We start from the raw sequence: 22,352 nt of genomic DNA on the forward strand, positions 1-22,352 counted from the left end.
TCTTCAGTGTGTTCAGGCGCAATCTTCAGATAGCCGCCCACGTGGTGGGTTGCGCATATACTTTTAGTATTTTGGCTATTTTTCAAATATCATCTTTAATCATCATTTTTTTTCGGATTAGCTCATGACGGAAGCGCAAAGACATCAGATTCTACTGGACCTGCTGGCGCAAGCGGGTTTTATAACAGTAGAGCAGGTGATTTCCCGTCTGGGGATCTCACCCGCCACGGCCCGCAGGGACATCAACAAGCTTGATGAAAGCGGCAAGCTGAAAAAAGTGCGCAACGGCGCCGAGGCCGTAAACCAGCAGCGTCCACGCTGGTCGCCAATGAACATTCACCAGGCACAAAATCACGACGAGAAAGTGCGCATCGCAAAAGCGGCGTCGCAGTTGGTGATGCCCGGTGAAAGCGTGGTGATCAACTGCGGCTCGACCGCTTTCCTGGTCGGCCAGGAGATCTGCGGTAAACCGGTGCAGATCATCACCAACTACCTGCCGCTGGCAAATTACCTTATCGATCAAGAGCACGACAGCGTGATCATTATGGGCGGGCAGTACAACCGCAGCCACGCCATTACGCTCAGCCCACAGGGCAGCGAAAACAGCCTGTACGCCGGACACTGGATGTTTACTAGCGGCAAAGGGCTGACGGCAGAAGGGTTGTACAAAACCGACATGCTCACCGCCATGGCAGAACAGAAAATGCTGAACGTGGTGGGCAAGCTTGTCGTACTGGTCGATAGCAGCAAGGTTGGCGAACGAGCGGGCATGCTGTTCAGTCGCGCCGATGAGATCGATATGCTGATCACCGGCAAGCAGGCTGACGCGGAGATCCTCAAGAAGCTTGAGGATCAGGGTGTGAAAGTCATCCGCGTTTAAAGATGCTGGCGGAAAAAGGCCACCGTACTGTCCAGCGCTTCAGGCGTAATACGGTGGCGAACGCCCGCCTGCCAGACGCAGGTAAGGCGCTCGTCCAATCCTGACTCACGTAGTGCCTGCTGCAGACGGAACGTTTCCCCCGCTGGCACCACGTCATCTTCCTCTCCATGCCAGAGCAGCAAAGGCCGGTCCGCCAGACGCGCCAGTTGATGCCCGATGTCCCACTTCGCCAGCGGTGCCAGCAGGCGCGCCTTCTCGATACTGTTTGCTGCAGAAGGTGGGTATAAGGTCTGGGAAAGCGAAGTGAAATAGCCCGATCCCATCAGGCTCGCCACGCATTTCAGCTCCGGGTGCTGCGCCATCAGCCCCAGCGCGGTCATACCGCCCATCGAGGCTCCTGCCACCGCTAACCGCCCGTCGCTCACCAGCCCGCTTGCCAACAGCGCATCACGCAGCGTCGGGAACTCGGTAAAGTTCTGCACCAGAATCTGCCAGAAATGCTGTAACCGCTCGGTGCCATCACCGTTGAAGCGTTCCCCATGCTCGGCGGCGTTGGGCATCACCACCCGAAAGCCCGCCTGCGCCAGCGCTACGGCAAAATAGCTATAAACAACGTTCGACGAGGTGAAACCGTGATAAAACACTATGCTGGGAAGCGCCTTTTCACTACATCCCTTTGGGTAAGCATGCAAAATTTGCTGTCCTGCCAGGGTGCGCATTTCCAGTTCAATCATGAGTTATCTCCTTTAGCTATGCTGATATGGCATACGAAAATTGATGCAGTATGATGACGACAATACCCCTGATTTATAACATTGAGAACCCGGTTACGAAATCGTGATATTTTCATTCGAAAATAGCGCTATGGTTAACAAATCAGGAACATTCGCCTAAAGCGAAATGCTTTCCCCACTACACTATGACTATCAGGAAACGGGAAATGGCTAAACGACGGTTTATCCCACTGTTGCTGGCGCTCTTGTTGAGCGGTTGTACCATTCTGGAAGGCACCCCTGAAGCGCCTCCACCGGTCACCGATCACCCGCAGGAGATTCGTCGCAACCAGACGGAAGGTTTGCAGCGCATGGGTACGGTTAGCGCGTTGGTGTTTGGCTCTCCGATGGATGTTGAAGCGTCTATCAAAGAGAAAGTCACCGCGCAAAAGGCAGATTACTACGTGATCGTCATGATGGATGACACCGTAGTGCCAGGCCAGTGGTATGCGCAGGCCATCCTTTACCGTAAGTAGTTTTACGAGCTTTACGTAGGTTTGCACCGTTTCACGTTTCCCTGATGCACAATGACGCCTCTGTCTGGATACAGGATATGCGTCTGCTATGGACTGCCCCCACTGGGTTATGTGAAATGGAGCTGACGATGAAACAAACACTTACCTTATCTACCCTGCTTTTGTCAGGCGGCAGCCATGCCGCGGCGGCGCAATCTGCAGAGTTCGCCAGCGCAGACTGCGTAACGGGGCTAAATGAAATTGGGCTGATTTCGGTGAATAACGTCACCGGAAGCCTGGAAGATGTCGAACAGGTCATCGCTCGTAAGGCGGATGAACAAGGCGCTTCCTGGTATCGTATTGTGCAGATGTATGAAGAGCCCCAGCAGGATAACTGGCGTGCACAGGCGATTATCTATGCCTAACACTCGTCACTAGTGGAAGAAGCGTTACGCTTGTCGCGCCTCTTCCACCCGCTTCTCTTGCCTATCGTCCTCCGCCCGTCGCCCGACACAGCAGGTCATTCATCACCGCTTCATTGAGCAACGCACCGCCTCGCGGATCCAACATCATTCGACACCAGGCCTGAGCCATCGGTGGCGACGCATGACGCAGCATCTGCGCACCAACCCCCAGCAGGTACAGCTGATGCGTAATTTCACGTCCCTGAGATTCAGAAGGCTTACGCAGCCGCTGCTGCAGCTGTCGCCAGTGCCGGTCGAAATGACGATCCTGGCCCTTCACCTCATTGCATTCGACCACCAGCAGCGCCATTGCGTCAGGCTGCTTCACCAGCACCCGCAGCACATCAAGGCACATGATATTGCCCGAGCCTTCCCAGATGCTGTTCACCGGCATCTCCCGGTACAGGCGCGGCAACTCACTCTCTTCGCAGTAGCCAATCCCGCCCAGCACTTCCATCGCCTCCGCCACGAACGGAATGCCGGCCTTGCAGATGGCAAACTTGGCGGCTGGGGTGAAAAGACGCGACCACAGCGCCTCCTGCGGCTGATGATTCTGGCCCCAGGCGCTGGCGAGACGAAACATAAACGCGGTCTGCCCTTCCAGCTGGAGCGCCATTTTCCCCAGCACCTGGCGCATCAGCGGCAGGTCGACAAGGTTATGGCCAAACGCCTGACGCTGGAAGGCGTGGTACAGCGCCACCGACAGCGCGCGACGCATCAGGCTATGGCTGCCCAGCGCGCAATCAAAGCGCGTTAGCCCGCCCATTCTGAGGATTTGCCGGATACCGTCGCCCTCTTCGCCTAGCGGCCAGCCGAGGGCCTGCTGGAACTCCACTTCGCTGCTGGCGTTGGCGCGGTTGCCGAGCTTGTCTTTCAGCCGCTCAAGGCGAATGGCATTGCGGGTGCCGTCGGGCAGCAGGCGCGGCACAAAGAAGCAGGTTAATCCACCGCTGGCCTGCGCCAACACCAGATGCGCGTCGCTCTGCGGCACCGAATAGAACCATTTATGCCCGGTAAGCTGATAGCTGCCGTCCTCCAGTCGTTCAGCCCGCGTGCTGTTGCTCAGCACGTCCGAACCGCCCTGCTTTTCGGTCATCCCCATGCCGATCAGAAGCCCGCGCTTCTGCGCGCCGGGCAGCTGATGCGGGTCATAGCGATCGCTAAGCAGCGCCGAGCGCCAGTCGGCAAAAAGCGGCGGCAGCGTTTTTAGCAACAGCGGCGTAGCGGCAAAGGTCATGGTGATGGGGCACAGCGTGCCGGCTTCCACCTGCGCATGCAGCATAAAGCGCGCGGCGCGGGCGACAAACGCTCCGCTGCGGGCCTCTTCCTCCCAGGGAAGGTTATGCACCCGGTTAGCGCAAAGCCCCTGCATCAGCAGATGCCAGGCGGGATGAAAGCGAACGTCATCAAGCCGCTGCCCTTGAGGGTCATAGCGTAATAGTTCAGGAGGATGGGCGTTGGCGAGTCTGCCAAGCTCCAGCGACTCGGCGGTGCCGAGCTGTTGGCCGATGCTCGCCAGTAGCTCGCTGTCCCAGCCGGCATCATAGCGGGCAACCGCATCACGCAGCGCGACGTCAGATAAGAACAGGTTACTGTTATTTAAGGGGATAGGTTGATTAAAAACGGTGTGTGTTTGCCAGTTCATTGTGTCTCCCTCCGTCAATGGGCAACCTGTTAAGTATGGACGGTCAGGGAAGATGCACAATAAAAAAGCCACCCGAAAGGGTGGCCTGAATGCAGAACCCGGCGGCGCTTCGCCTGGACGGGCTATCGAATGGTAGCCCGGGCGAGGCGTTTACGCCGACCCCGGGAACGGTGTATTAGCTGCGCTGACGCACCGCTTCAAACAGGCAGATGCCGGTTGCCACGGAGACGTTCAGCGACGATACGGTACCCGCCATCGGAATGCTGATCAGTTCATCGCAGTGTTCACGGGTCAGACGGCGCATACCTTCGCCTTCCGCGCCCATCACCAGCGCCATCGCGCCGGTCATTTTGCTCTGATACAGGGTGTGGGTCGCTTCACCGGCGGTGCCCACAATCCAGACGCTCTCTTCCTGCAGCATACGCATGGTACGCGCCAGGTTGGTTACGCGGATAAGCGGTACGTTTTCAGCGGCACCACAGGCCACTTTCTTCGCCGTAGCGTTCAGCTGCGCCGAACGGTCTTTCGGTACGATAACCGCATGTACGCCAGCAGCATCGGCGCTACGCAGGCAGGCGCCGAGGTTGTGTGGGTCAGTTACGCCGTCGAGGATCAGCAAGAACGGGCTGTCGAGCGAAGCGATCAGATCCGGCAGATCGTTTTCCTGATACTGACGACCCGGCTTCACGCGCGCGATGATACCCTGGTGCACGGCACCTTCGCTTTTCTCATCCAGGTACTGACGGTTTGCCAGTTGAATGACCACGCCCTGGGCTTCCAGTGCGTGGATCAGCGGCATCAAACGCTTATCGTCACGGCCTTTCAGAATAAAAACTTCCTGAAAACGTTCAGGTGCGCGCTCCAGCAGTGCCTGCACTGCGTGGATGCCGTAAATCATTTCACTCATGAATATACTCGTTGTTAATTCTACGTTGTGATTACCCTCACCCTAGCCCTCCCCCTGGAAGGGAGAGGGAACAGTTCTCCCTCGCCCCTAAGGGGAGAGGGTCGGGGTGAGGGGAATGGGGTTATTCCGCCGCTTTCTTCTTCGCGGCACGCTTAGCTTTGGTCGCTGCGGCGATTTTCTGCGTCTTGGTGGAAGGCTTTTTGGCCTTCTTCGCCGCCCCTTTCTCGGTAGAAGCCGGTTTAGCTTTCGCTTTACCTTTCTTCTCGCCGCGGAAGGCGCTGTCCGGTTCGAAGTTAGTGCGCTTGCCCGCCTGACGACGACGGCTGGCGCTCGGCTTGCCGCCGCTGCCTTTCTTCGCTTTCTCGCGCTCGGTTTTACCGACGTTACGCGGGCCGCGCTCGCTGGAGATCAGCGAGAAGTCGATTTTACGCTCGTCCATGTTGACCGCTTCCACGCGCACTTCCACGCGATCGCCCAGACGATAAGTCTGGCCGCCGGATTCACCAATCAGACGCTGGCCGACCTGGTCAAAGCGATAGTAGTCGTTGTCCAGCGAGGAGACGTGGACCAGACCATCGATGAACAGCTCGTCCAGACGCACGAAGAAGCCAAAGCCGGTCACGCTCGCGATCACGCCGTTAAAGACGTTACCCACCTGGTCCTGCATGAAGTCACACTTCAGCCAGTCAGAGACATCACGGGTGGCTTCGTCAGCGCGGCGTTCCGTCATCGAGCAGTGCTGACCCAGTTGCAGCATCTCTTCCATCGAATAATGGTAGCCGCCGGTGTCGGTGCTGTTGCCCTTATGACCCTGCTCTTTCGCCAGCAGATACTTGATGGCACGGTGCAGCGACAGGTCAGGATAACGACGAATCGGCGAGGTGAAGTGCGCATAGGACTGCAGCGCCAGGCCAAAGTGACCGCGGTTTTCCGGGTCATAGATAGCCTGCTTCATCGAACGCAGCAGCATGGTTTGCAGCATTTCGGCGTCAGGACGGTCGGCAACGGATTCCAGCAGCTCGGCGTAGTCGCGCGGCTCCGGTTTGTTGCCGCCAGGCAGTTCGAGACCAAGTTCAGACAGCACCGAACGGAACGCGGTAATCGCTTCGGTCGTTGGCTTATCGTGAATACGGAACAGCGCAGGCTCCTGAGCTTTCTCGACGAAACGCGCCGCCGAGATGTTCGCCATGATCATGCACTCTTCAATCAGTTTGTGCGCGTCGTTACGCTGGGTCTGCTCAATACGCTCAATACGGCGTTCGGCGTTGAAGATAAACTTCGCCTCTTCGCTCTCAAACGAGATCCCGCCGCGCTCGGCGCGAGCCTGATCAAGCACCTTGTAGAGGTTATGCAGCTCTTCAATGTGTTTCACCAGCGGTGCGTACTGTTCACGCAGCTCCTGGTCGCCCTGCAGCATATGCCAGACCTTGGTGTAGGTCAGACGCGCGTGGGAGCTCATCACCGCTTCGTAGAATTTGAAGCCGGTTAAACGGCCCTTCGACGAAATGGTCATTTCGCAGACCATACACAGGCGGTCAACCTGAGGGTTCAGCGAGCACAGGCCGTTGGAGAGCACTTCCGGCAGCATCGGCACAACCTGCGTTGGGAAGTAGACCGACGTACCACGGTTGCGCGCTTCGCCGTCCAGCGGCGTCGGTGGGCGCACGTAGTAGCTGACGTCAGCAATGGCAACCCACAGGCGCCAGCCGCCACCGCGTTTTTTCTCGCAGTAGACCGCATCATCGAAGTCACGAGCGTCTTCGCCGTCAATGGTGACCAGCGGCAGGTCGCGCAGGTCTACACGACCCACTTTCGCCTCTTCAGGCACCTGCTCTTTCAGCCCGGCAACCTGTGCTTCCACCGCTGGCGGCCAGACGTAGGGAATTTCATGGGTACGCAGCGCCATCTCAACGGCCATGCCGGTCCCCATGTTGTCGCCCAGCACTTCAACGATTTTACCAATCGCTTTGGTACGCCGGGTTGGGCGCTGGGTGAGTTCGACCACCACCACAAAGCCCATGCGTGCGCCCATCACCGATTCAGGCGGGATGAGGATATCAAAGCTCAGGCGGCTGTCGTCCGGGACCACAAAGCCCACGCCAGCGTCGGTAAAGTAGCGGCCGACGATCTGCGCATTGCGCGGCACCAGTACGCGAACGATACGCGCTTCGCGGCGGCCTTTACGATCCGCGCCCAGCGGCTGTGCCAGCACTTCATCGCCGTGCATGCACATTTTCATCTGTTCGCTCGACAGATACAGGTCGTCTTTACGGCCTTCAACGCGCAGGAAGCCGAAGCCATCGCGGTGACCGATAACCATGCCTTTCAGCAGGTCGAGACGTTCCGGCAGCGCATAGCACTGGCGGCGGGTAAAGACTAACTGCCCATCGCGCTCCATGGCGCGCAGGCGACGGCGCAGCGCTTCAATCTGCTCTTCGCCTTCAATATTGAGTTCGACGGCCAGTTCTTCACGGTTGGCCGGTTTTTCGCGTTTTGTTAAGTGTTCGAGGATAAATTCCCGGCTCGGGATAGGATTCGAATATTTTTCTGCTTCGCGTTCCAGGAAAGGATCTTTTGACATGTCGGTTCCTCCGTCATCATCGCTGCTGGCGGGAGTCGTTATTCCACCAGCAATAATTTATATAGCGGTTGATTCTTTTCAACCAAATCAGCCAGTGTGTAGTTATCCAACTCCTTGAGAAAACATTGCACGGCTTGAGCAAGTGCCTGTTTCAAACGACAGGCTGGCGTAATATGGCAAAATTCGCTGCTGCAGTTCACCAGCGATAACGGTTCGAGTTCACGCACCACGTCTCCGACGCGGATATCCTTGGCTGGTTTACCCAGACGGATCCCGCCATTTTTTCCCCGCACGGCCATCACGTATCCGGCGCGACTGAGCTGGTTGATTATTTTAACCATATGGTTACGCGACACGCCGTAGACCTCGGTTACCTCCGAGATGCTGGTCATGTTGCCTTCCGGCAGCGACGCCATATAGATCAGCGCACGTAGTCCATAATCGGTAAAACTTGTTAACTGCACATCAACCTCAGGAAAAAGGGGAAAAACAGGGTGAGCCTGTTGATATTAATTATATTGATGATAAACCAGCCAGCGACTGAGCCGCTAATTTATTTCAGTTCGGGAAGGAAAAAGCGAGGATTTAACGCACGATTAAGCCGGATGGTGACGCTTTGCGTCTTATCCGGCCTACCGAGTAGTAGGCCTAATAAGCGCAGCGCCATCGGGCGCTGCACGACGAACCAGAATTATGCGTCGAACGGGTCGCGCAGGATCATGGTTTCGGTACGGTCTGGACCAGTCGAAATAATATCGATCGGTACGCCGGTCAGTTCTTCAATACGCTTGATGTAGTCCAGCGCTGCCTGTGGCAGGCCACTACGTTCCTTCACGCCGAAGGTGGTTTCAGACCAGCCCGGCATGGTTTCATAGATTGGTTCGATACCTTCCCAATCATCAGCTGCCAGCGGAGTGGTGGTCACTTCGCGGCCATCCGGCATGCGGTAGCCCACGCAGATTTTCACTTCTTTCAGGCCGTCCAGAACGTCCAGCTTGGTCAGGCAGAAGCCAGACAGGGAGTTGATCTGTACAGCGCGACGCACGGCAACGGAGTCCAGCCAGCCGGTACGACGACGACGGCCGGTAGTAGCGCCGTATTCGTTACCCTGCTTGCACAGGAACTCACCGGTTTCATCAAACAGTTCGGTCGGGAATGGACCAGCACCCACGCGAGTGGAGTACGCTTTGATGATGCCCAGTACGTAGTCAACATAGCGCGGGCCAAGGCCAGAACCGGTTGCTACGCCACCTGCGGTGGTGTTGGAAGAGGTCACGTACGGATAGGTACCGTGGTCGATATCCAGCAGCGTACCCTGCGCGCCTTCGAACATGACGAAGTCACCGCGCTGACGAGCCTGATCCAGCAGGTCAGAAACATCAACAACCATGCTGGTCAGGATGTCAGCAACTGCCATCACATCGTCCAGCACTTTCTGGTAGTCAACCGCGTCAACTTTATAGAAGTTCACCAGCTGGAAGTTATGATATTCCATCACTTCTTTCAGTTTGTCGGCGAAGGTTGCTTTATCGAAGAGGTCACCCACGCGCAGACCGCGACGAGCCACTTTATCTTCGTAAGCAGGACCGATACCACGACCGGTAGTACCGATAGCTTTCGCACCGCGCGCTTTTTCGCGAGCGTTATCCAGCGCGACGTGATAGTCGAGGATTAACGGGCATGCTTCGGAAAGCAGCAGACGTTCGCGAACCGGGATACCACGGTCTTCCAGGCCTTTCATCTCTTTCATCAGCGCAGCCGGAGACAGCACAACACCGTTACCGATGATGCTGGTTACATTCTCACGGAGAATACCTGATGGAATAAGATGGAGGACGGTTTTTTCACCGTTGATTACGAGAGTATGGCCCGCGTTGTGACCACCCTGATAGCGAACAACATATTTTGCACGCTCAGTAAGAAGATCGACGATCTTCCCTTTACCTTCGTCACCCCATTGGGTGCCCAGTACGACGACGTTGTTACCCATTTTTCAAAATCACCGATTGCTTAAAAATGGATTCTACCATCGCTTTTTCAGATATACAGCACTTTTTACCCATAAAATCGTGCTTTAGTGTTCTCTTTTTAATCAGCCAATCGTTTTCGTCAACATGTAGTAGATCACGACTCCAGCGACCACAAGACCGCCGCCAAATCGACGTAACATCGTATCCGGTAATTGAGTCATCGTAGAAATCATCTTGCGCCAGGCCTTCGGATAAAGCATCGGTCCCAGGCCTTCAAACACTAACACCAGCGCAAGCGCCAGCCAGATTGTGGAATTCATTGATCATCCTTATAAAAGAAAACCACCGACTCCCGAAGGAGGCGGTGGTTTTGTTCAGGCTGTCGCGCGATTAACGCGTCGTGGTGCCTGGGTTCTTCATGTAACGGAAGAAGTCGCTATCCGGGCTCAGTACCATCACGTCCTGGTTGCTATCGAAGCTCGCTTCGTATGCACGCAGACTACGGATGAAGGCATAGAAGTCTGGATCCTGGCTGAAGGCATCGGCAAACAGCTTAGCGGCTTCTGCATCACCTTCACCGCGCATGATACGCCCCTGACGTTCTGCTTCTGCCAGCGTCTTCGTCACTTCATAGTCAGCGGTAGCGCGCAGTTTTTCTGCCTCTTCCTGACCCTGTGAACGGTGACGACGGGCTACGGCTTCACGCTCGGCGCGCATACGGTTGTAGATAGCTTCAGAAACCTCTGCAGGCAGGTTGATCTGCTTAATACGCACATCGACCACTTCAATCCCTAACGCCGCCATACTGTTCGGGTTAATGGTTGGCCCTTTGATGTTTGCCTGCTGCTCTACGCGCTCTGCGGCTTCGGCAATCGCGTTATCCGCAGCGGGCGTAGCCACTTCGTCTTCAGCACCGGAAGAACCGGAGTTCAGGGCGTCGCGAACTTCCAGCGTCAGACGACCACGGGAGTCGGTAACAATGTCTTTCACGTCCAGGCGACCAATCTCAGAACGCAGACGGTCAGAGAACTTACGTTTCAGCAGCACTTCGGCCTGGGAGACGTCACCGCCGCCGGTTGCCAGGAAGTAACGGCTAAAGTCGCTGATACGCCACTTGATGTAAGAGTCGACGATCAGGTCTTTTTTCTCTTTGGTCACGAAACGGTCGGCCTGGTTATCCATGGTCTGGATACGAGCATCGAGCATTTTCACCGACTGAATGAACGGAACCTTGAAGTGCAGGCCTGGCTCATAAATCAGCGGTTTCTTGTCGCCGTCACGCACGACGCTGCTGAACTGGAACTTAATCCCACGCTCGCCTTCTTTAACCACGAAGATAGAGGTGTAAAGCACTACCAGCACGATGATGATAATCGCAATAACTGACTTACGCATCGTTATTCCCCCTGACGCTGGTAGTCGTTACGCTGCGCGTTAGCGCGGCGTTGGTCCATGATATTGCCCTGACTGGCAGACGACGTGTTGCTTGCGCTGCTGCTGGAAGAGGACGCAGGCGGCAGGCGCAACAGGTTGTTCGCACCACTGCTATCGCTCTTTGCTGCCGGGGCGTTGCCGCCTTTCAGCATTTGATCCAGCGGCAGTACCATCAGGTTGCCATTCTTGTTGTCGCTAACCAGCACTTTGCGGGTATGGCTCAGCACTTTTTCCATGGTCTCGATATAGAGACGCTCGCGGGTAATCTGCGGCGCGGCTTTATATTCCGGCAGGATTTTCGCAAAGCGCGCTACTTCACCCTGTGCTTCCAGTACGGTCTGAGTCTTATACGCACGCGCTTCTTCCAGAATACGCTGCGCCTGACCGTTCGCACGTGGCTGCACTTCGTTGGTGTACGCTTCCGCTTCACGGATGTACTGCTGCTCGTTCTCACGTGCGGCAATCGCATCATCGAACGCGGCTTTCACCTCTTCCGGCGGACGAGCGGCCTGGAAGTTGACGTCCAGCAGGGTGATACCCATGTTGTACGGACGTATGGTCTCTTCCAGCTCGCGCTGGGTATCGCTACGAATAACGGTACGACCTTCGGTCAGAATACGGTCCATGGTGTACTTACCGATAACACCACGCAGGGCGCTGTCGGTAGCCTGACGCAGACTGTCATCAGCGCTGGTCACGCTGAACAGGTATTTCTGCGGGTCGGTTACGCGGTACTGCACGTTCATTTCAACGCGCACGACGTTTTCGTCGGAGGTCAGCATCACGCCGGATGCGGCCAGTTCGCGAACCGCTTCAACGTTCACTGGAGTGACTTCATCAACGAAGGTCGGCTTCCAGTTCAGACCCGGCTCAACCAGATGGCTGAACTTACCAAAGCGCGTCACTACGCCACGCTCGGCTTCTTTAATGGTATAGAACCCGCTGGCCGCCCAGATGACGACAACGGCTGCGGCAGCGATACCGACAATACGTCCGCCCATAGGGCTACGCGGCCCCTGGGTTGAGCTTCCGTTACCGGAACCCCCTTTACCGCCCCCAAATCCACCGAGCTTTTTGCTCAGCTTACGGAAGATATCATCCAAATCCGGCGGACCCTGATCGCGACCGCCTTTATTTCCATTCCCCCCGGAGTTGCCGCCTTGATTATTGCTGCTTCCCCACGGGTCGCGGTCTTGTCCGTTATTACCGGGCTGATTCCACGCCATGTTTATGCTCCATATTTGTTATGCGGTGATATACCTTTTCCCAGTTCAGATCTTTTCGCGGTTAACCGTCATCGCCTTCCTGGTGGTGACGGTCGCGTTGAGGCGATCTGAACCGCTGGGTGCCCAAAGGGCTAATGTTCAGGCAAGCTGCACGGTCAGACGACGTAGTCTGCCAGTGTTGGTTCTTGTTTACAGAGGCGACGCCAGTCGACAATTGGCATACGAACCTGCAAATTGACGCAGCCGTCCTCCTCCATCCACTCTTTTTCAATTGCCTGAAGCTGGTAAAAGCGGCTACGCAAACGCCCGGCCTGCGGAGGTAAACGCAGCGTGTGCTGCGCAACTTCGCCGGCTAACCGTTCGGTTAACGCCTGAAAAAGGAGTGGTATGCCTACCCCGGTTTGTGCAGACAGCCACACCCGGATAGGTTTGTTCTCTTCATCACGATCGATGCGCGGCTCGAAATCGTCCAGCATATCGATTTTGTTCATCACCAGCAGGGTTGGGATCTCGTGCGCGTCGATCTCTTCGAGAACCGTGTTCACCGCGTCGATGTTTTCCTGTACCCGAACATCCGCTGCGTCAATCACGTGAAGCAACAGCGTCGCTTCGCGGGTTTCCTGCAAGGTGGCTTTAAAGGCCGCCACCAGATCGTGCGGCAGGTGACGAATAAAGCCTACGGTATCCGCCAGCACGGTTTCGCCCACGTCTGCCACGTCAATACGACGCAGCGTTGGATCAAGGGTCGCAAACAGCTGGTCGGCGGCGTAAACCTCCGCCTGCGTAATATGGTTAAACAGCGTCGATTTGCCGGCGTTGGTATAACCCACCAGCGATACCGTTGGCACGTCGGCCTTCACGCGGGCACGACGCCCCTGCTCACGCTGTTTCTCTACTCGCTCAATACGCGAGAGGATCTGCATAATACGGTTACGCAGTAAACGACGGTCAGTTTCGAGCTGGGTTTCACCCGGGCCGCGTAAACCGATACCGCCTTTTTGTCTTTCAAGGTGCGTCCAGCCGCGCACCAGACGCGTGGCCAGATGGCGCAGTTGCGCCAGCTCAACCTGCAGCTTACCTTCATGGGTACGCGCACGTTGGGCGAAAATATCTAAGATCAGACCGGTACGGTCGATAACCCGGCATTGACACAGGGCTTCAAGGTTACGCTCCTGCGCTGGGCTAAGTGCATGATCGAACAGCACAACGGAAGCACCTGTCGCTTTGACGGCTTCCGCAATCTCGACAGCCTTACCTTCACCAACAAAATATTTTGGGTGCGGCGCTTTACGGCTACCAGTAATCACCTGCATTGCTTCGACACCGGCGGAAGAGACCAGAGATTCAAACTCCTGGAGGTCTTCCATATCTTTGTCTTGCGTAAAATAGATGTGTACCAGCACCGCCTGCTCACCGGCGTCATAACGGTCAAACAAGCGTTATATCTCCTGAAATACCAGCGGGGAACCCGAATAATCCGGCTCCCCGACATGGATAAACAGCCATCAACCTTATTCGGTTTCGTCGCTGTCTTGCGGCGCAGAACCCTGCGCGTTGCTACCGTGGTGGTAGTTGCTGCCAGTACCGCCGCCAGCATTGTTGCTGTGATGGGAAACTGGACGAGACGGAACTACGGTAGAAATTGCGTGCTTATAGACCATCTGGCTGACCGTGTTTTTCAACAGGATCACGAACTGATCGAAAGACTCAATTTGCCCTTGCAGCTTAATACCATTCACCAAATAAATAGAAACTGGAACACGTTCCCGACGCAGTGCGTTCAGGAACGGATCTTGTAAAGATTGCCCCTTAGCCATTCTCTCTTTTCCTTATATGCTTATTTGTACTTATACACGTCGTCTTTCAAGCCGCGTTGCGGCAACTTGAGCGATGTTGCGTATGAACCTTACGATTCTGAAAATTGCGCACGATACGACTCAATTGTACACATTCCGTCTACACTAGCACCCACTACCTGTAATAGTTGGTTAAACGCCTGCTCTGGCTGCTCACTATCTAACCAGTGAACCCCTTCCCAGCCGCGTAACCACGTCACCTGGCGCTTCGCTAGCTGTCTCGTGGCACAAACTCCTCTATAAACCATTTCATCATATGAAATCTCGCCTTCGAGGTACGACCACATCTGGCGATATCCCACACAACGAATGGAAGGCATATCCGTATGCAAATCTCCACGGGCAAATAGCGCCCGCACTTCTGCTTCAAAACCTGAAGCTAACATCTGATGAAAACGCTGCTCAATGCGCTGATGGAGCAGTTCACGGCTCGCCGGGGCGATGGCGAACTGATGCACCTTATAGGGCAGAGCGTCTCCTGACGTTTGTGTCAGCTCCGTTAAAGTTTTACCCGAAATGAAAAAAACTTCCAGTGCTCGGGAAAGTCTTTGCGGATCATTCGGATGAATACGCTCAGCGGCAACGGGGTCGATTTCCCGTAGCTGCTGATGCAGCGCCATCCACCCCTGCTCTGCCGCCTGCTGCTCAATCCGCGCCCGAACGTCCGGGTCGGCTGAGGGCAGCGGTGATAAACCTTCAAGCAACGCCTTGAAATACAACATCGTGCCACCGACCAGCAGCGGAATTTTCCCTGCGGCGGTGATCTCCGCCATCTGCGCAAGCGCATCGCGGCGGAAGTCCGCCGCAGAGTATGCCTGCGACGGATCGAGAATATCTAACAGTCGATGCGGCGCGGCTTCTAGCTCTTCCGCACTCGGCTTAGCGGTGCCGATATCCATTCCCCGATAGATGAGGGCGGAATCAACACTAATCAACTCTACTGGCAAAACTTTACGTAATTCAATAGCCAGCGCCGTCTTGCCCGAAGCGGTTGGCCCCATCAAAAAAATTGCCTTAGGCAGGCTCGCCTCGGTTACGTCACTCATGTCTCAGGGCGTTCATCGCAGAATCTAAATCAACGGGTTGTAATAGACCACCCGGCGGCGCTTTGACCAGATGCGGGCAAAGACGTTCAACGTCAGCCAGCATCGAAATGGCCTGTGCCATGTTCCATTGCGCGTGATCGCTTGCCAGATTACGGGCCAGCCACTGCGCAACGTTCCCGGCATCAACCATACTCTGCTCCACCAGGTAGCCTATCAGTTCAGGAATCAAGATTTGTAAATTTTGTTGTCGTAAGGGTAAAGGCACGGCGCGGATCGTGGCGTGCTGCCCTTCGAGCAGTATTTCAATGCCAAGCAGGTTCAACGTTTCCTGCGCCCGCTCCAGCGTTTTCCTCTCGTCGTCAGTCACCTTCAGACGCAACGGGATCAGCAGCGGCTGCGCGCAGATGGTTGCTTCACCCGGCGTCAACTGCGCCTGACGCAGCCAGCGTTCCGCGACCGGCAACGCCAGCAGGCTTAGCTTACCGCCGCGCTCCAGCAACGCGCAGGTATCGGCGACGATCGCCAGCACGCGCCCGAAGCTCTGGCTATGCCCGGCAAGATTATCCGCCGCCGGTGCTTTTACCGGTTCCGGCGTCTTCTCTGGGGTATTCAGCAACTGGCGATAGAGCGCCCCCTGCTGTTTCTGATAGCCCGGCTGAGCGTTTGGCCAACTGCCATTGGCGCCACCACCGCTGCTCCGCCCGGCACTGCTGCCGCCAGTTGGCGTTTGGTAGCGCGGCATATCAGGCTCGCGAGCCACCGCCGGTTCGGCAAACTGGTTGCGCCCAGCGGCAACGCGGTTCTCAGGCAGGACGCGCGGCGCGGGCTCGTCATCTTCTGCCAGTGGCAGAGGCGCATCCAGCTGCTGTTGCAGCACGCTGAGCACCCCTTGATAGATAAAGTCATGCACCAGGCGGGACTGATGAAAACGCACTTCGTGCTTCGCCGGGTGAACGTTCACGTCGACCTGATGCGGGTCAATTTCGAGATAAAGAACAAACGCCGGCTGCTGGTCAGCGCCGAGCTTATCTTCACACGCCTGACGAATCGCATGGTTGATGAGCCTATCGCGCATCATGCGGCCGTTCACGTAGCAGTACTGAATTTCAGCCAGCGCAGGCGTGGTGTGTTTCGGGTCTGCCACCCAGCCGCGCAGCGCCAGGTCGCCGTGCTGCCACTCAATGGCCAGCGCATGCTCAAGGAACGGCACGCCGCAAATCGCCCCCAGCCGACGCTCTTTCGGTGCGCCTTCGGCCACCGCGCGATACTGGCGAACCGCTTTGCCATTGTGGGTCAGGTTAATGCTCACATCGAAACGCGCCAGCGCAATGCGGCGAACAATCTCATCGATATGGTTGAATTCGGTTTTCTCGGTGCGCATAAACTTGCGCCGCGCCGGGGTGTTGTAGAACAGGTCCAGCACTTCCAGCGTCGTCCCTACCGGGTGAGCCGCCGGTTTTACCGTCACGTCCTGATCGCGCCCTTCCGCGTAGGCCTGCCACGCTTCCTGCTGCTCTGCGGTCCGTGAGGTGATGGTCAGGCGCGAAACCGAGCTGATACTCGCCAGCGCCTCACCGCGAAAACCTAAGCTGATAATTGCCTCAAGGTCGTCAAGCGAGGCGATTTTACTGGTCGCGTGACGTGCCAGCGAGAGTGCCAGCTCGTCTTTCTTGATGCCACATCCGTTATCGCGAATACGGATAAGCTTGGCGCCGCCGCGTTCAATATCAATATCGATGCGGGTTGCCCCCGCATCGAGACTGTTCTCCACCAGCTCTTTCACTACCGATGCAGGCCGCTCAACCACTTCACCCGCGGCAATCTGGTTCGCAAGCTGCGGCGGTAAAACCTGTATCGGCATGAAAACTCCTTAGTTAACGAGCGTCCTGGATGATGACGCGGCGCTGGCGGTCTGCGACTGTTCGTCACGAGGGCCGGATTGTATCGGATGCGCCGTGAAATAGTTACGTAAACCGTTATAAATGGCTTCCGCGATCTTCTGCTGATAGTCGTCGCTGCCCAGCAAGCGCTCTTCGCTGCTGTTACTGATAAAGCCGGTTTCGACCAGAATGGACGGAATATCCGGCGAACGCAGCACGCCAAGGCTGGCGTGTTCAGGACGGCGTTTATGCAGATTACCCACTCGCTGAAGCTGGCTAATCACGTTGGTCGCGACATCATACCCTACCCGCTGCGAATGGCCGAACTGCAGATCCAGCACCGCCTGGCTCAGGTATGGGTCAGCCTGGCTGTTGGCCAGCACGTCACCCGCGCCGCCCAGCAGTTCGGACTGCTTCTCATGCTGTTCGAGCCAGCCCGCCATTTCGCTGTTCGCGCGACGGTTAGAGAGCACCCACACGGACGCACCGGTCGCATCGCGGTTCGGCGCAGCATCGGCGTGAATCGACACCAGGAAAGAGGCGTTTTGCTTACGCGCCACGTCGGAACGGCCCATCACCGAAATAAAGTAGTCGCCGTCACGGGTCAGCACGCCCTTAAACATTGGGTCATCGTTCAACAGCCCACGCAGCTTACGCGCAATGGCGATGGTGACGTTTTTCTCACGCGTACCGCCAGGGCCAATGGCGCCAGGATCCTGGCCGCCGTGACCAGCATCAATGGCAATAATCACTTTATCTCCCGAGACGCTGCGCGCGCGGGAAGACGGACGCTGGGTTGGCGTCGCGGTGCTGGCAATCGCCGGCTGGCGTTCGCCGCTGAAGCTGCCGCTATCGTTACCGCTGTTCGTACTGCTACCGCCGTTACGGCTGCCGCTGAACGGGTTACGCCCTGGCTGTACCGGCGCAGGCGTCACAACTGGGGTTTCCACTCGCTTCGCTACAACTGGCGGTGGAGGCGGCGGCGGTGGAACGTCGGCGTTAATGGTGAACACCACGACGTAGTTCGCCCCGTTCTGCTGCTTCACCGCTCGGGTTTTGCCGTTCTCGGTAAGATCGACCACCAGTCGTAATGTCTGATCGTCTTTCGGCGTACCTGAACGAATGGCTTTCACCAGGTTGTTGCCGCTAAAGCGCAGCGGCAGCCCCTGAATCACGCCGGTTTGTTTGATATCCAGCACGACGCTGCGTTTGTCGTCCTGACTAAAGTTGTACTCTGGATCGCCCATAAAACTGAACGTGATCCGCGCCTGCGTTTCACTGTTCGCCACCTGAATATCGGATAAACTCGCCGCCATTGCCGGTACACCGACCAGCATCAGCGCGGCCATCAACCACCCTTTTGCGCGAAAAATCATCCTGGGATCCCTTAAATTAACCGGCAAACCGCGCCAGCAGAGACTCACCTAATGAGGAGACCGCGCTGATGCGCGCCTCACGCCCTTGCGCCTGGTAATCTAAGTGTATTTCGATATCCGGCTCGGGCAGAACACCTGCGCCCTGTTGCGGCCATTCCACCAGGCAGATGGCATCGTTAGCAAAGTAATCGCGGATCCCCATAAATTCGAGCTCCTCGGGATCGGCAAGGCGGTACAGATCAAAGTGATAAACCATCAGGTCGGCGAGCTGATATGGCTCAACCAGGGTATAGGTGGGGCTTTTGACGTTGCCGTTATGACCTAACGCCTGCAGGAATCCACGGCTAAAGGTGGTTTTCCCAGCACCCAGATCGCCGTACAGATAGATGACGGTTGCGCCGACGCAGGCTTTCGCCACTCGGTTGCCAAGGTCCAGGGTTGCCTGCTCGTCAGATAAAGGAATCACTCGATTAGTCATGGTTTACGTCAATCACATCCGGGTTAACAACACGCCGTAGCGTGGAAAAGAGGTCTGTCGCGAGCATACCGCGGGTACCATAGCGCGCCGCTAGTTCATCGGCGGCGGCACCGTGGGCGATACACCCTGCGCACGCTGCATCATACGGCGATAATGCCTGCCCCAGCAATGCGCCGATGATGCCCGAAAGCACATCGCCCATTCCGCCGCTGGCCATACCGGCATTTCCCGCATCAATAATTCCGATCGCGCCCTGCTCATCTGCCACGACCGTACCGGCGCCTTTCAGCACCACCGCGCCGCCGTACCGTTTTACCAGACGCTGCGCGGAAAGTAAGCGATCGTTCTCGATGTCGGCCACCCGACAGCTGAGCAGCCGTGCGGCTTCGCCGGGGTGCGGCGTGATCACGCGATTGTGACGTTTATCCGGATTGATTGCCAGCAGGTTCAGCGCATCGGCATCCCAGAGGGTGGGTTTACGGAAATTGTCGATTTTCCGCAGCGCCTGCTTGCCCCATTCGGCCTGCCCCAGACCGGGGCCAATCACCACCACATCCGCCCACTCCAGCGCTTCATCGAGCGCCTGCGGCGTCAGTTCGTGCACCATCAGTTCAGGCCTGGCGGTAATAATCGGCGCGACGTTTTCAGCGCGGGTCAGCACCCGCACCAGCCCCGCACCGGCTCGTAGTGCCGCCTCACCGGTCATGCGAATCGCCCCGGCGGTACCGTGGTCGCCGCCAATCACCACCAGGCGGCCGTGATCGCCTTTGTGTGAGGTAGGACGACGCGGCGTGAACCACTGCCCTAGCTGCGAAGCATCAAACCGATGAATGTTGGTGTGCTGGGTTGCCAGCCAGGCGTCGAGACCCAGCGCATCGTGATACAGATGCCCGACAACGTCACGCGCCTTGCCGGTCAACAGACCTGGCTTCAGGGCGATAAAGGTGATGGTGTGAGCGGCCTGGATAACCGCGCCGGGCGTCGTGCCGGTTTGGGCGTTCAGCCCGGAGGGAATATCCAGCGCGATAATCGGTGCCGGGAAGGCGTTAGCCCGCTCAATCAGGTTCGCGACGTTCTCGCGCGGCGCGCTTTGTAGTCCGGTGCCGAGCAGGCCGTCAATAATCAGATCGGCATCCTGCGGCCAATCGGCATCCGCTGGGTAAATCTCGCCGCCCACCGCACGCCACGCCTCACGAGCCGCGTGTGCCTCTTCCGGCAGCGACTTATCGCTGGCTATCGCCAACAGTGTCACCTGAATACCGGCAGCCTGCGCCAGACGCGCGACCTCGTAGCCATCACCGCCGTTATTGCCATGACCACAGAGGACAATCCAGCGGCGGCTAGCAGGATACGCGCCACGCGCGAGGTTAAACGCCGCTTCGCCCGCGCGCTGCATTAAGGTGTAAAGGGAGAGGCCGAGGCTCTGTGCCGCCGTTTTTTCAGCGCGACGCAGGTCATCCGCAGGCCAAATGGAGTGTGGTATACTGTGGGGGTTACTCGTCAATGTATGGTCCGTCATGTCACAGCCCCTCGATCTCAATCAATTAGCGCAACAAATCAAACAATGGGGCACCGAACTGGGTTTTCAGCAAGTCGGCATCACCGATACCGATCTCAGCGCCTCCGAGCCCAAACTGCAGGCATGGCTGGATAAACAATATCACGGCGAGATGGAATGGATGGCGCGCCACGGTATGATGCGCGCGCGTCCGCACGAACTACAGCCCGGTACGCTCCGGGTGATTAGCGTTCGCATGAACTATCTTCCCGCCAATGCGGCCTTTGCCAGCACGATGAAAAATCCCGATCTAGGTTACGTCAGCCGTTATGCCCTGGGGCGTGATTATCATAAGCTGTTGCGTAACCGCCTTAAAAAGCTCGGTGAAATGATTCAGGAACAGTGCGTCTCGCTGAATTTTAGACCGTTTGTCGACTCTGCGCCTATTCTTGAGCGTCCGTTAGCGGAAAAAGCCGGAATTGGCTGGACGGGCAAGCACTCGCTTATCCTCAACCGCGACGCCGGATCGTTCTTTTTCCTCGGCGAACTGCTGGTTGATATTCCTCTGCCCATCGATCAACCGGTGGCCGAAGAGTGCGGGCGCTGCGTGGCCTGCATGACCATCTGCCCCACCGGCGCAATCGTCGAGCCCTACACCGTCGATGCTCGCCGCTGTATCTCTTACCTGACCATCGAGCTCGAAGGCGCCATCCCGGAAGAATTTCGTCCACTATTGGGTAATCGTATTTACGGTTGTGACGACTGCCAGCTCATCTGCCCGTGGAACCGCTTCTCACAGCTGACTGATGAAGCCGACTTTAGTCCGCGCAAAGCGCTACATGCGCCAGAGCTTATCGAGCTGTTTGCCTGGACCGAAGCACATTTCCTGAAGGTAACGGAAGGTTCGGCCATTCGCCGTATCGGCCACCTGCGCTGGCTGCGCAATATCGCCGTTGCGCTGGGGAACGCCCCGTGGAGCGATGCTACGCTAAACGCGCTGGAGAGCCGCCGAGGTGAGCACCCACTACTCGATGAACACATTGAATGGGCGGTAGCGCAGCAAATCACGCGTCGAAATGAGAACGTGGTTGAGGTGCAGTTGCCGAAGAAACAGCGTCTGGTGAGAGTGGTGGAAAAAGGGCTACCGCGCGATGCGTGATATATTCACAGCCTGTGAGTAAAAATAAAAAGACATTGCGTTTCAACACGCCAAAGTTCGTCAAGCGATCTCGCTAACATTTTGAAATGATATATCTCGTTATAATTCAATAAGTTAATAAAAACTGTAAAAATCCAGAAAACATTAGCGTGCGAAGAACGTGATAACAGCCTGTGGATAACTCTGTTTACAAGAGTATTTCAGAAACGAAAAAAACAACCTCAATGGCTTAACGCATTGTGGAAGTATTTTTGTTTTGGAAGAAAATTTGGAGCGGGAAACGAGACTCGAACTCGCGACCCCGACCTTGGCAAGGTCGTGCTCTACCAACTGAGCTATTCCCGCTTGGGTGTGTCTACTGCGACTACTTTCAAATTTTGGAGCGGGAAACGAGACTCGAACTCGCGACCCCGACCTTGGCAAGGTCGTGCTCTACCAACTGAGCTATTCCCGCTTGGGTGTGTCTACTGCGACTGCTTTCAAATTTTTGGAGCGGGAAACGAGACTCGAACTCGCGACCCCGACCTTGGCAAGGTCGTGCTCTACCAACTGAGCTATTCCCGCAAAATCTGGCAATTTTTGTTGCTGTCGTAATTCGCATTTCTGCTTCGTTACGGGAGGCGCATTATACGAGAATTCTTTCCCCCTGCAACCCCCCTTGAAGCGTTTTTTTAAAAAAATCGTTCAAGTGCTGGATAAATCGGCAAGTTGACTATTTTAGCGC

General features: G+C 56.5%; 20 protein-coding genes and 3 tRNA genes. 4 read left to right on the plus strand and 19 right to left on the minus strand.

Annotation, left to right across the window (positions count from 1 at the left end):
- The first annotated feature begins 124 nt into the window (after positions 1 to 124).
- Positions 125 to 880, plus strand: coding sequence for an HTH-type transcriptional regulator UlaR (ulaR, locus tag FHC49_RS09560; RefSeq protein ID WP_185669322.1), 756 nt, complete (start codon positions 125 to 127; stop codon positions 878 to 880).
- On the opposite strand, the gene yjfP is transcribed toward ulaR, so the two are convergent.
- Entirely contained in the window at positions 877 to 1,614 is a 738-nt protein-coding gene (gene yjfP, locus FHC49_RS09565; protein WP_220439641.1) for an esterase, read from the minus strand. The genes ulaR and yjfP overlap by 4 nt on opposite strands.
- Before the next feature lie 206 nt (positions 1,615 to 1,820).
- Between yjfP and bsmA the strand changes: the two genes are divergently transcribed.
- Positions 1,821 to 2,129, plus strand: a complete 309-nt coding sequence (gene bsmA, locus FHC49_RS09570; RefSeq protein WP_220439642.1) for a biofilm peroxide resistance protein BsmA — start codon at positions 1,821 to 1,823, stop codon at positions 2,127 to 2,129.
- A gap of 116 nt (positions 2,130 to 2,245) precedes the next feature.
- Entirely contained in the window at positions 2,246 to 2,533 is a 288-nt protein-coding gene (gene yjfN, locus FHC49_RS09575; RefSeq protein WP_305067772.1) for a DUF1471 family protease activator YjfN, read from the plus strand.
- Positions 2,534 to 2,594: 61 nt separating this feature from the next.
- Here the strand turns inward: yjfN and FHC49_RS09580 are convergent, their stop codons facing one another.
- The 15 genes from FHC49_RS09580 to nnr form a co-directional block, all read right to left on the minus strand.
- The gene (locus tag FHC49_RS09580; protein WP_220439643.1) at positions 2,595 to 4,217 is read right to left on the minus strand and encodes an isovaleryl-CoA dehydrogenase; all 1,623 of its coding nucleotides are present in this window, start codon (positions 4,215 to 4,217) and stop codon (positions 2,595 to 2,597) included.
- A gap of 175 nt (positions 4,218 to 4,392) precedes the next feature.
- Positions 4,393 to 5,124 carry a 23S rRNA (guanosine(2251)-2'-O)-methyltransferase RlmB gene (gene rlmB, locus FHC49_RS09585; protein WP_220439644.1) on the minus strand — a complete coding sequence of 244 codons (732 nt, stop codon included), beginning with the start codon at positions 5,122 to 5,124 and terminating at the stop codon, positions 4,393 to 4,395.
- 121 nt (positions 5,125 to 5,245) lie between these two features.
- Positions 5,246 to 7,705 (minus strand): ribonuclease R, encoded by a 2,460-nt coding sequence (gene rnr / locus FHC49_RS09590; protein ID WP_185669317.1) that lies wholly within the window; start codon positions 7,703 to 7,705, stop codon positions 5,246 to 5,248.
- A gap of 38 nt (positions 7,706 to 7,743) precedes the next feature.
- Positions 7,744 to 8,169 (minus strand): nitric oxide-sensing transcriptional repressor NsrR, encoded by a 426-nt coding sequence (gene nsrR, locus FHC49_RS09595; RefSeq protein ID WP_035893314.1) that lies wholly within the window; start codon positions 8,167 to 8,169, stop codon positions 7,744 to 7,746.
- 227 nt (positions 8,170 to 8,396) lie between these two features.
- Positions 8,397 to 9,695, minus strand: coding sequence for an adenylosuccinate synthase (gene purA, locus FHC49_RS09600; protein ID WP_035893315.1), 1,299 nt, complete (start codon positions 9,693 to 9,695; stop codon positions 8,397 to 8,399).
- Between the two features lie 102 nt (positions 9,696 to 9,797).
- On the minus strand, positions 9,798 to 9,995 hold the full coding sequence (locus FHC49_RS09605; RefSeq protein WP_185669315.1) for a DUF2065 domain-containing protein: 198 nt from the start codon (positions 9,993 to 9,995) through the stop codon (positions 9,798 to 9,800).
- A 70-nt stretch (positions 9,996 to 10,065) separates the two neighbouring features.
- A complete protein-coding gene (gene hflC / locus FHC49_RS09610) occupies positions 10,066 to 11,070 on the minus strand; it encodes a protease modulator HflC (RefSeq protein WP_123651143.1) in 1,005 nt (334 codons plus the stop codon).
- A 2-nt stretch (positions 11,071 to 11,072) separates the two neighbouring features.
- Positions 11,073 to 12,335 (minus strand): FtsH protease activity modulator HflK, encoded by a 1,263-nt coding sequence (gene hflK / locus FHC49_RS09615; RefSeq protein ID WP_035893322.1) that lies wholly within the window; start codon positions 12,333 to 12,335, stop codon positions 11,073 to 11,075.
- A gap of 155 nt (positions 12,336 to 12,490) precedes the next feature.
- Positions 12,491 to 13,771: a ribosome rescue GTPase HflX gene (hflX, locus tag FHC49_RS09620; protein ID WP_035893324.1), complete on the minus strand. Its 1,281-nt coding sequence runs from the start codon at positions 13,769 to 13,771 to the stop codon at positions 12,491 to 12,493.
- 75 nt (positions 13,772 to 13,846) lie between these two features.
- Positions 13,847 to 14,152 carry an RNA chaperone Hfq gene (gene hfq / locus FHC49_RS09625; protein ID WP_185669313.1) on the minus strand — a complete coding sequence of 102 codons (306 nt, stop codon included), beginning with the start codon at positions 14,150 to 14,152 and terminating at the stop codon, positions 13,847 to 13,849.
- Between the two features lie 89 nt (positions 14,153 to 14,241).
- Positions 14,242 to 15,237 (minus strand): tRNA (adenosine(37)-N6)-dimethylallyltransferase MiaA, encoded by a 996-nt coding sequence (gene miaA, locus FHC49_RS09630; RefSeq protein ID WP_220439645.1) that lies wholly within the window; start codon positions 15,235 to 15,237, stop codon positions 14,242 to 14,244.
- The gene (gene mutL, locus FHC49_RS09635; RefSeq protein WP_220439646.1) at positions 15,230 to 17,098 is read right to left on the minus strand and encodes a DNA mismatch repair endonuclease MutL; all 1,869 of its coding nucleotides are present in this window, start codon (positions 17,096 to 17,098) and stop codon (positions 15,230 to 15,232) included. Before mutL ends, miaA begins: the two co-directional genes overlap by 8 nt.
- A 9-nt stretch (positions 17,099 to 17,107) precedes the next feature.
- A complete protein-coding gene (gene amiB / locus FHC49_RS09640; RefSeq protein WP_220439647.1) occupies positions 17,108 to 18,493 on the minus strand; it encodes an N-acetylmuramoyl-L-alanine amidase AmiB in 1,386 nt (461 codons plus the stop codon).
- 16 nt (positions 18,494 to 18,509) lie between these two features.
- Positions 18,510 to 18,971: a tRNA (adenosine(37)-N6)-threonylcarbamoyltransferase complex ATPase subunit type 1 TsaE gene (gene tsaE, locus FHC49_RS09645; RefSeq protein WP_123651147.1), complete on the minus strand. Its 462-nt coding sequence runs from the start codon at positions 18,969 to 18,971 to the stop codon at positions 18,510 to 18,512.
- Complete coding sequence (gene nnr, locus FHC49_RS09650) at positions 18,964 to 20,490, minus strand: bifunctional ADP-dependent NAD(P)H-hydrate dehydratase/NAD(P)H-hydrate epimerase (RefSeq protein ID WP_220439648.1); 1,527 nt, start codon at positions 20,488 to 20,490, stop codon at positions 18,964 to 18,966. Before nnr ends, tsaE begins: the two co-directional genes overlap by 8 nt.
- Here nnr and queG point away from each other — a divergent pair.
- The gene (gene queG, locus FHC49_RS09655) at positions 20,489 to 21,628 is read left to right on the plus strand and encodes a tRNA epoxyqueuosine(34) reductase QueG (RefSeq protein WP_220439649.1); all 1,140 of its coding nucleotides are present in this window, start codon (positions 20,489 to 20,491) and stop codon (positions 21,626 to 21,628) included. The two genes, nnr and queG, sit on opposite strands and share 2 nt — an antisense overlap.
- Before the next feature lie 269 nt (positions 21,629 to 21,897).
- On the opposite strand, the gene FHC49_RS09660 is transcribed toward queG, so the two are convergent.
- The 3 genes from FHC49_RS09660 to FHC49_RS09670 form a co-directional block, all read right to left on the minus strand.
- Positions 21,898 to 21,973 (minus strand) — tRNA-Gly (locus FHC49_RS09660).
- A gap of 33 nt (positions 21,974 to 22,006) precedes the next feature.
- Positions 22,007 to 22,082 (minus strand) — tRNA-Gly (locus tag FHC49_RS09665).
- Positions 22,083 to 22,116: 34 nt separating this feature from the next.
- Positions 22,117 to 22,192: transfer RNA gene (locus FHC49_RS09670), tRNA-Gly, on the minus strand.
- Positions 22,193 to 22,352: the final 160 nt, after the last annotated feature.

It is taken from the genome of Kluyvera sp. EC_51, assembly GCF_019584505.1.
Classification (GTDB): domain Bacteria; phylum Pseudomonadota; class Gammaproteobacteria; order Enterobacterales; family Enterobacteriaceae; genus Kluyvera; species Kluyvera sichuanensis.

Excerpts from the sequence above, each read along its gene's own strand:
- ulaR (WP_185669322.1), top strand. The coding sequence starts at position 125 with ATGACGGAAGCGCAAAGACATCAGATTCTACTGGACCTGCTGGCGCAA.
- yjfP (WP_220439641.1), bottom strand. The coding sequence starts at position 1,614 with ATGATTGAACTGGAAATGCGCACCCTGGCAGGACAGCAAATTTTGCAT.
- bsmA (WP_220439642.1), top strand. The coding sequence starts at position 1,821 with ATGGCTAAACGACGGTTTATCCCACTGTTGCTGGCGCTCTTGTTGAGC.
- yjfN (WP_305067772.1), top strand. The coding sequence starts at position 2,246 with ATGGAGCTGACGATGAAACAAACACTTACCTTATCTACCCTGCTTTTG.
- FHC49_RS09580 (WP_220439643.1), bottom strand. The coding sequence starts at position 4,217 with ATGAACTGGCAAACACACACCGTTTTTAATCAACCTATCCCCTTAAAT.
- rlmB (WP_220439644.1), bottom strand. The coding sequence starts at position 5,124 with ATGAGTGAAATGATTTACGGCATCCACGCAGTGCAGGCACTGCTGGAG.
- rnr (WP_185669317.1), bottom strand. The coding sequence starts at position 7,705 with ATGTCAAAAGATCCTTTCCTGGAACGCGAAGCAGAAAAATATTCGAAT.
- purA (WP_035893315.1), bottom strand. The coding sequence starts at position 9,695 with ATGGGTAACAACGTCGTCGTACTGGGCACCCAATGGGGTGACGAAGGT.
- FHC49_RS09605 (WP_185669315.1), bottom strand. The coding sequence starts at position 9,995 with ATGAATTCCACAATCTGGCTGGCGCTTGCGCTGGTGTTAGTGTTTGAA.
- hflC (WP_123651143.1), bottom strand. The coding sequence starts at position 11,070 with ATGCGTAAGTCAGTTATTGCGATTATCATCATCGTGCTGGTAGTGCTT.
- hflK (WP_035893322.1), bottom strand. The coding sequence starts at position 12,335 with ATGGCGTGGAATCAGCCCGGTAATAACGGACAAGACCGCGACCCGTGG.
- hfq (WP_185669313.1), bottom strand. The coding sequence starts at position 14,152 with ATGGCTAAGGGGCAATCTTTACAAGATCCGTTCCTGAACGCACTGCGT.
- miaA (WP_220439645.1), bottom strand. The coding sequence starts at position 15,237 with ATGAGTGACGTAACCGAGGCGAGCCTGCCTAAGGCAATTTTTTTGATG.
- mutL (WP_220439646.1), bottom strand. The coding sequence starts at position 17,098 with ATGCCGATACAGGTTTTACCGCCGCAGCTTGCGAACCAGATTGCCGCG.
- amiB (WP_220439647.1), bottom strand. The coding sequence starts at position 18,493 with ATGATTTTTCGCGCAAAAGGGTGGTTGATGGCCGCGCTGATGCTGGTC.
- tsaE (WP_123651147.1), bottom strand. The coding sequence starts at position 18,971 with ATGACTAATCGAGTGATTCCTTTATCTGACGAGCAGGCAACCCTGGAC.
- queG (WP_220439649.1), top strand. The coding sequence starts at position 20,489 with ATGTCACAGCCCCTCGATCTCAATCAATTAGCGCAACAAATCAAACAA.
- nnr (WP_220439648.1), bottom strand. The coding sequence starts at position 20,490 with ATGACGGACCATACATTGACGAGTAACCCCCACAGTATACCACACTCC.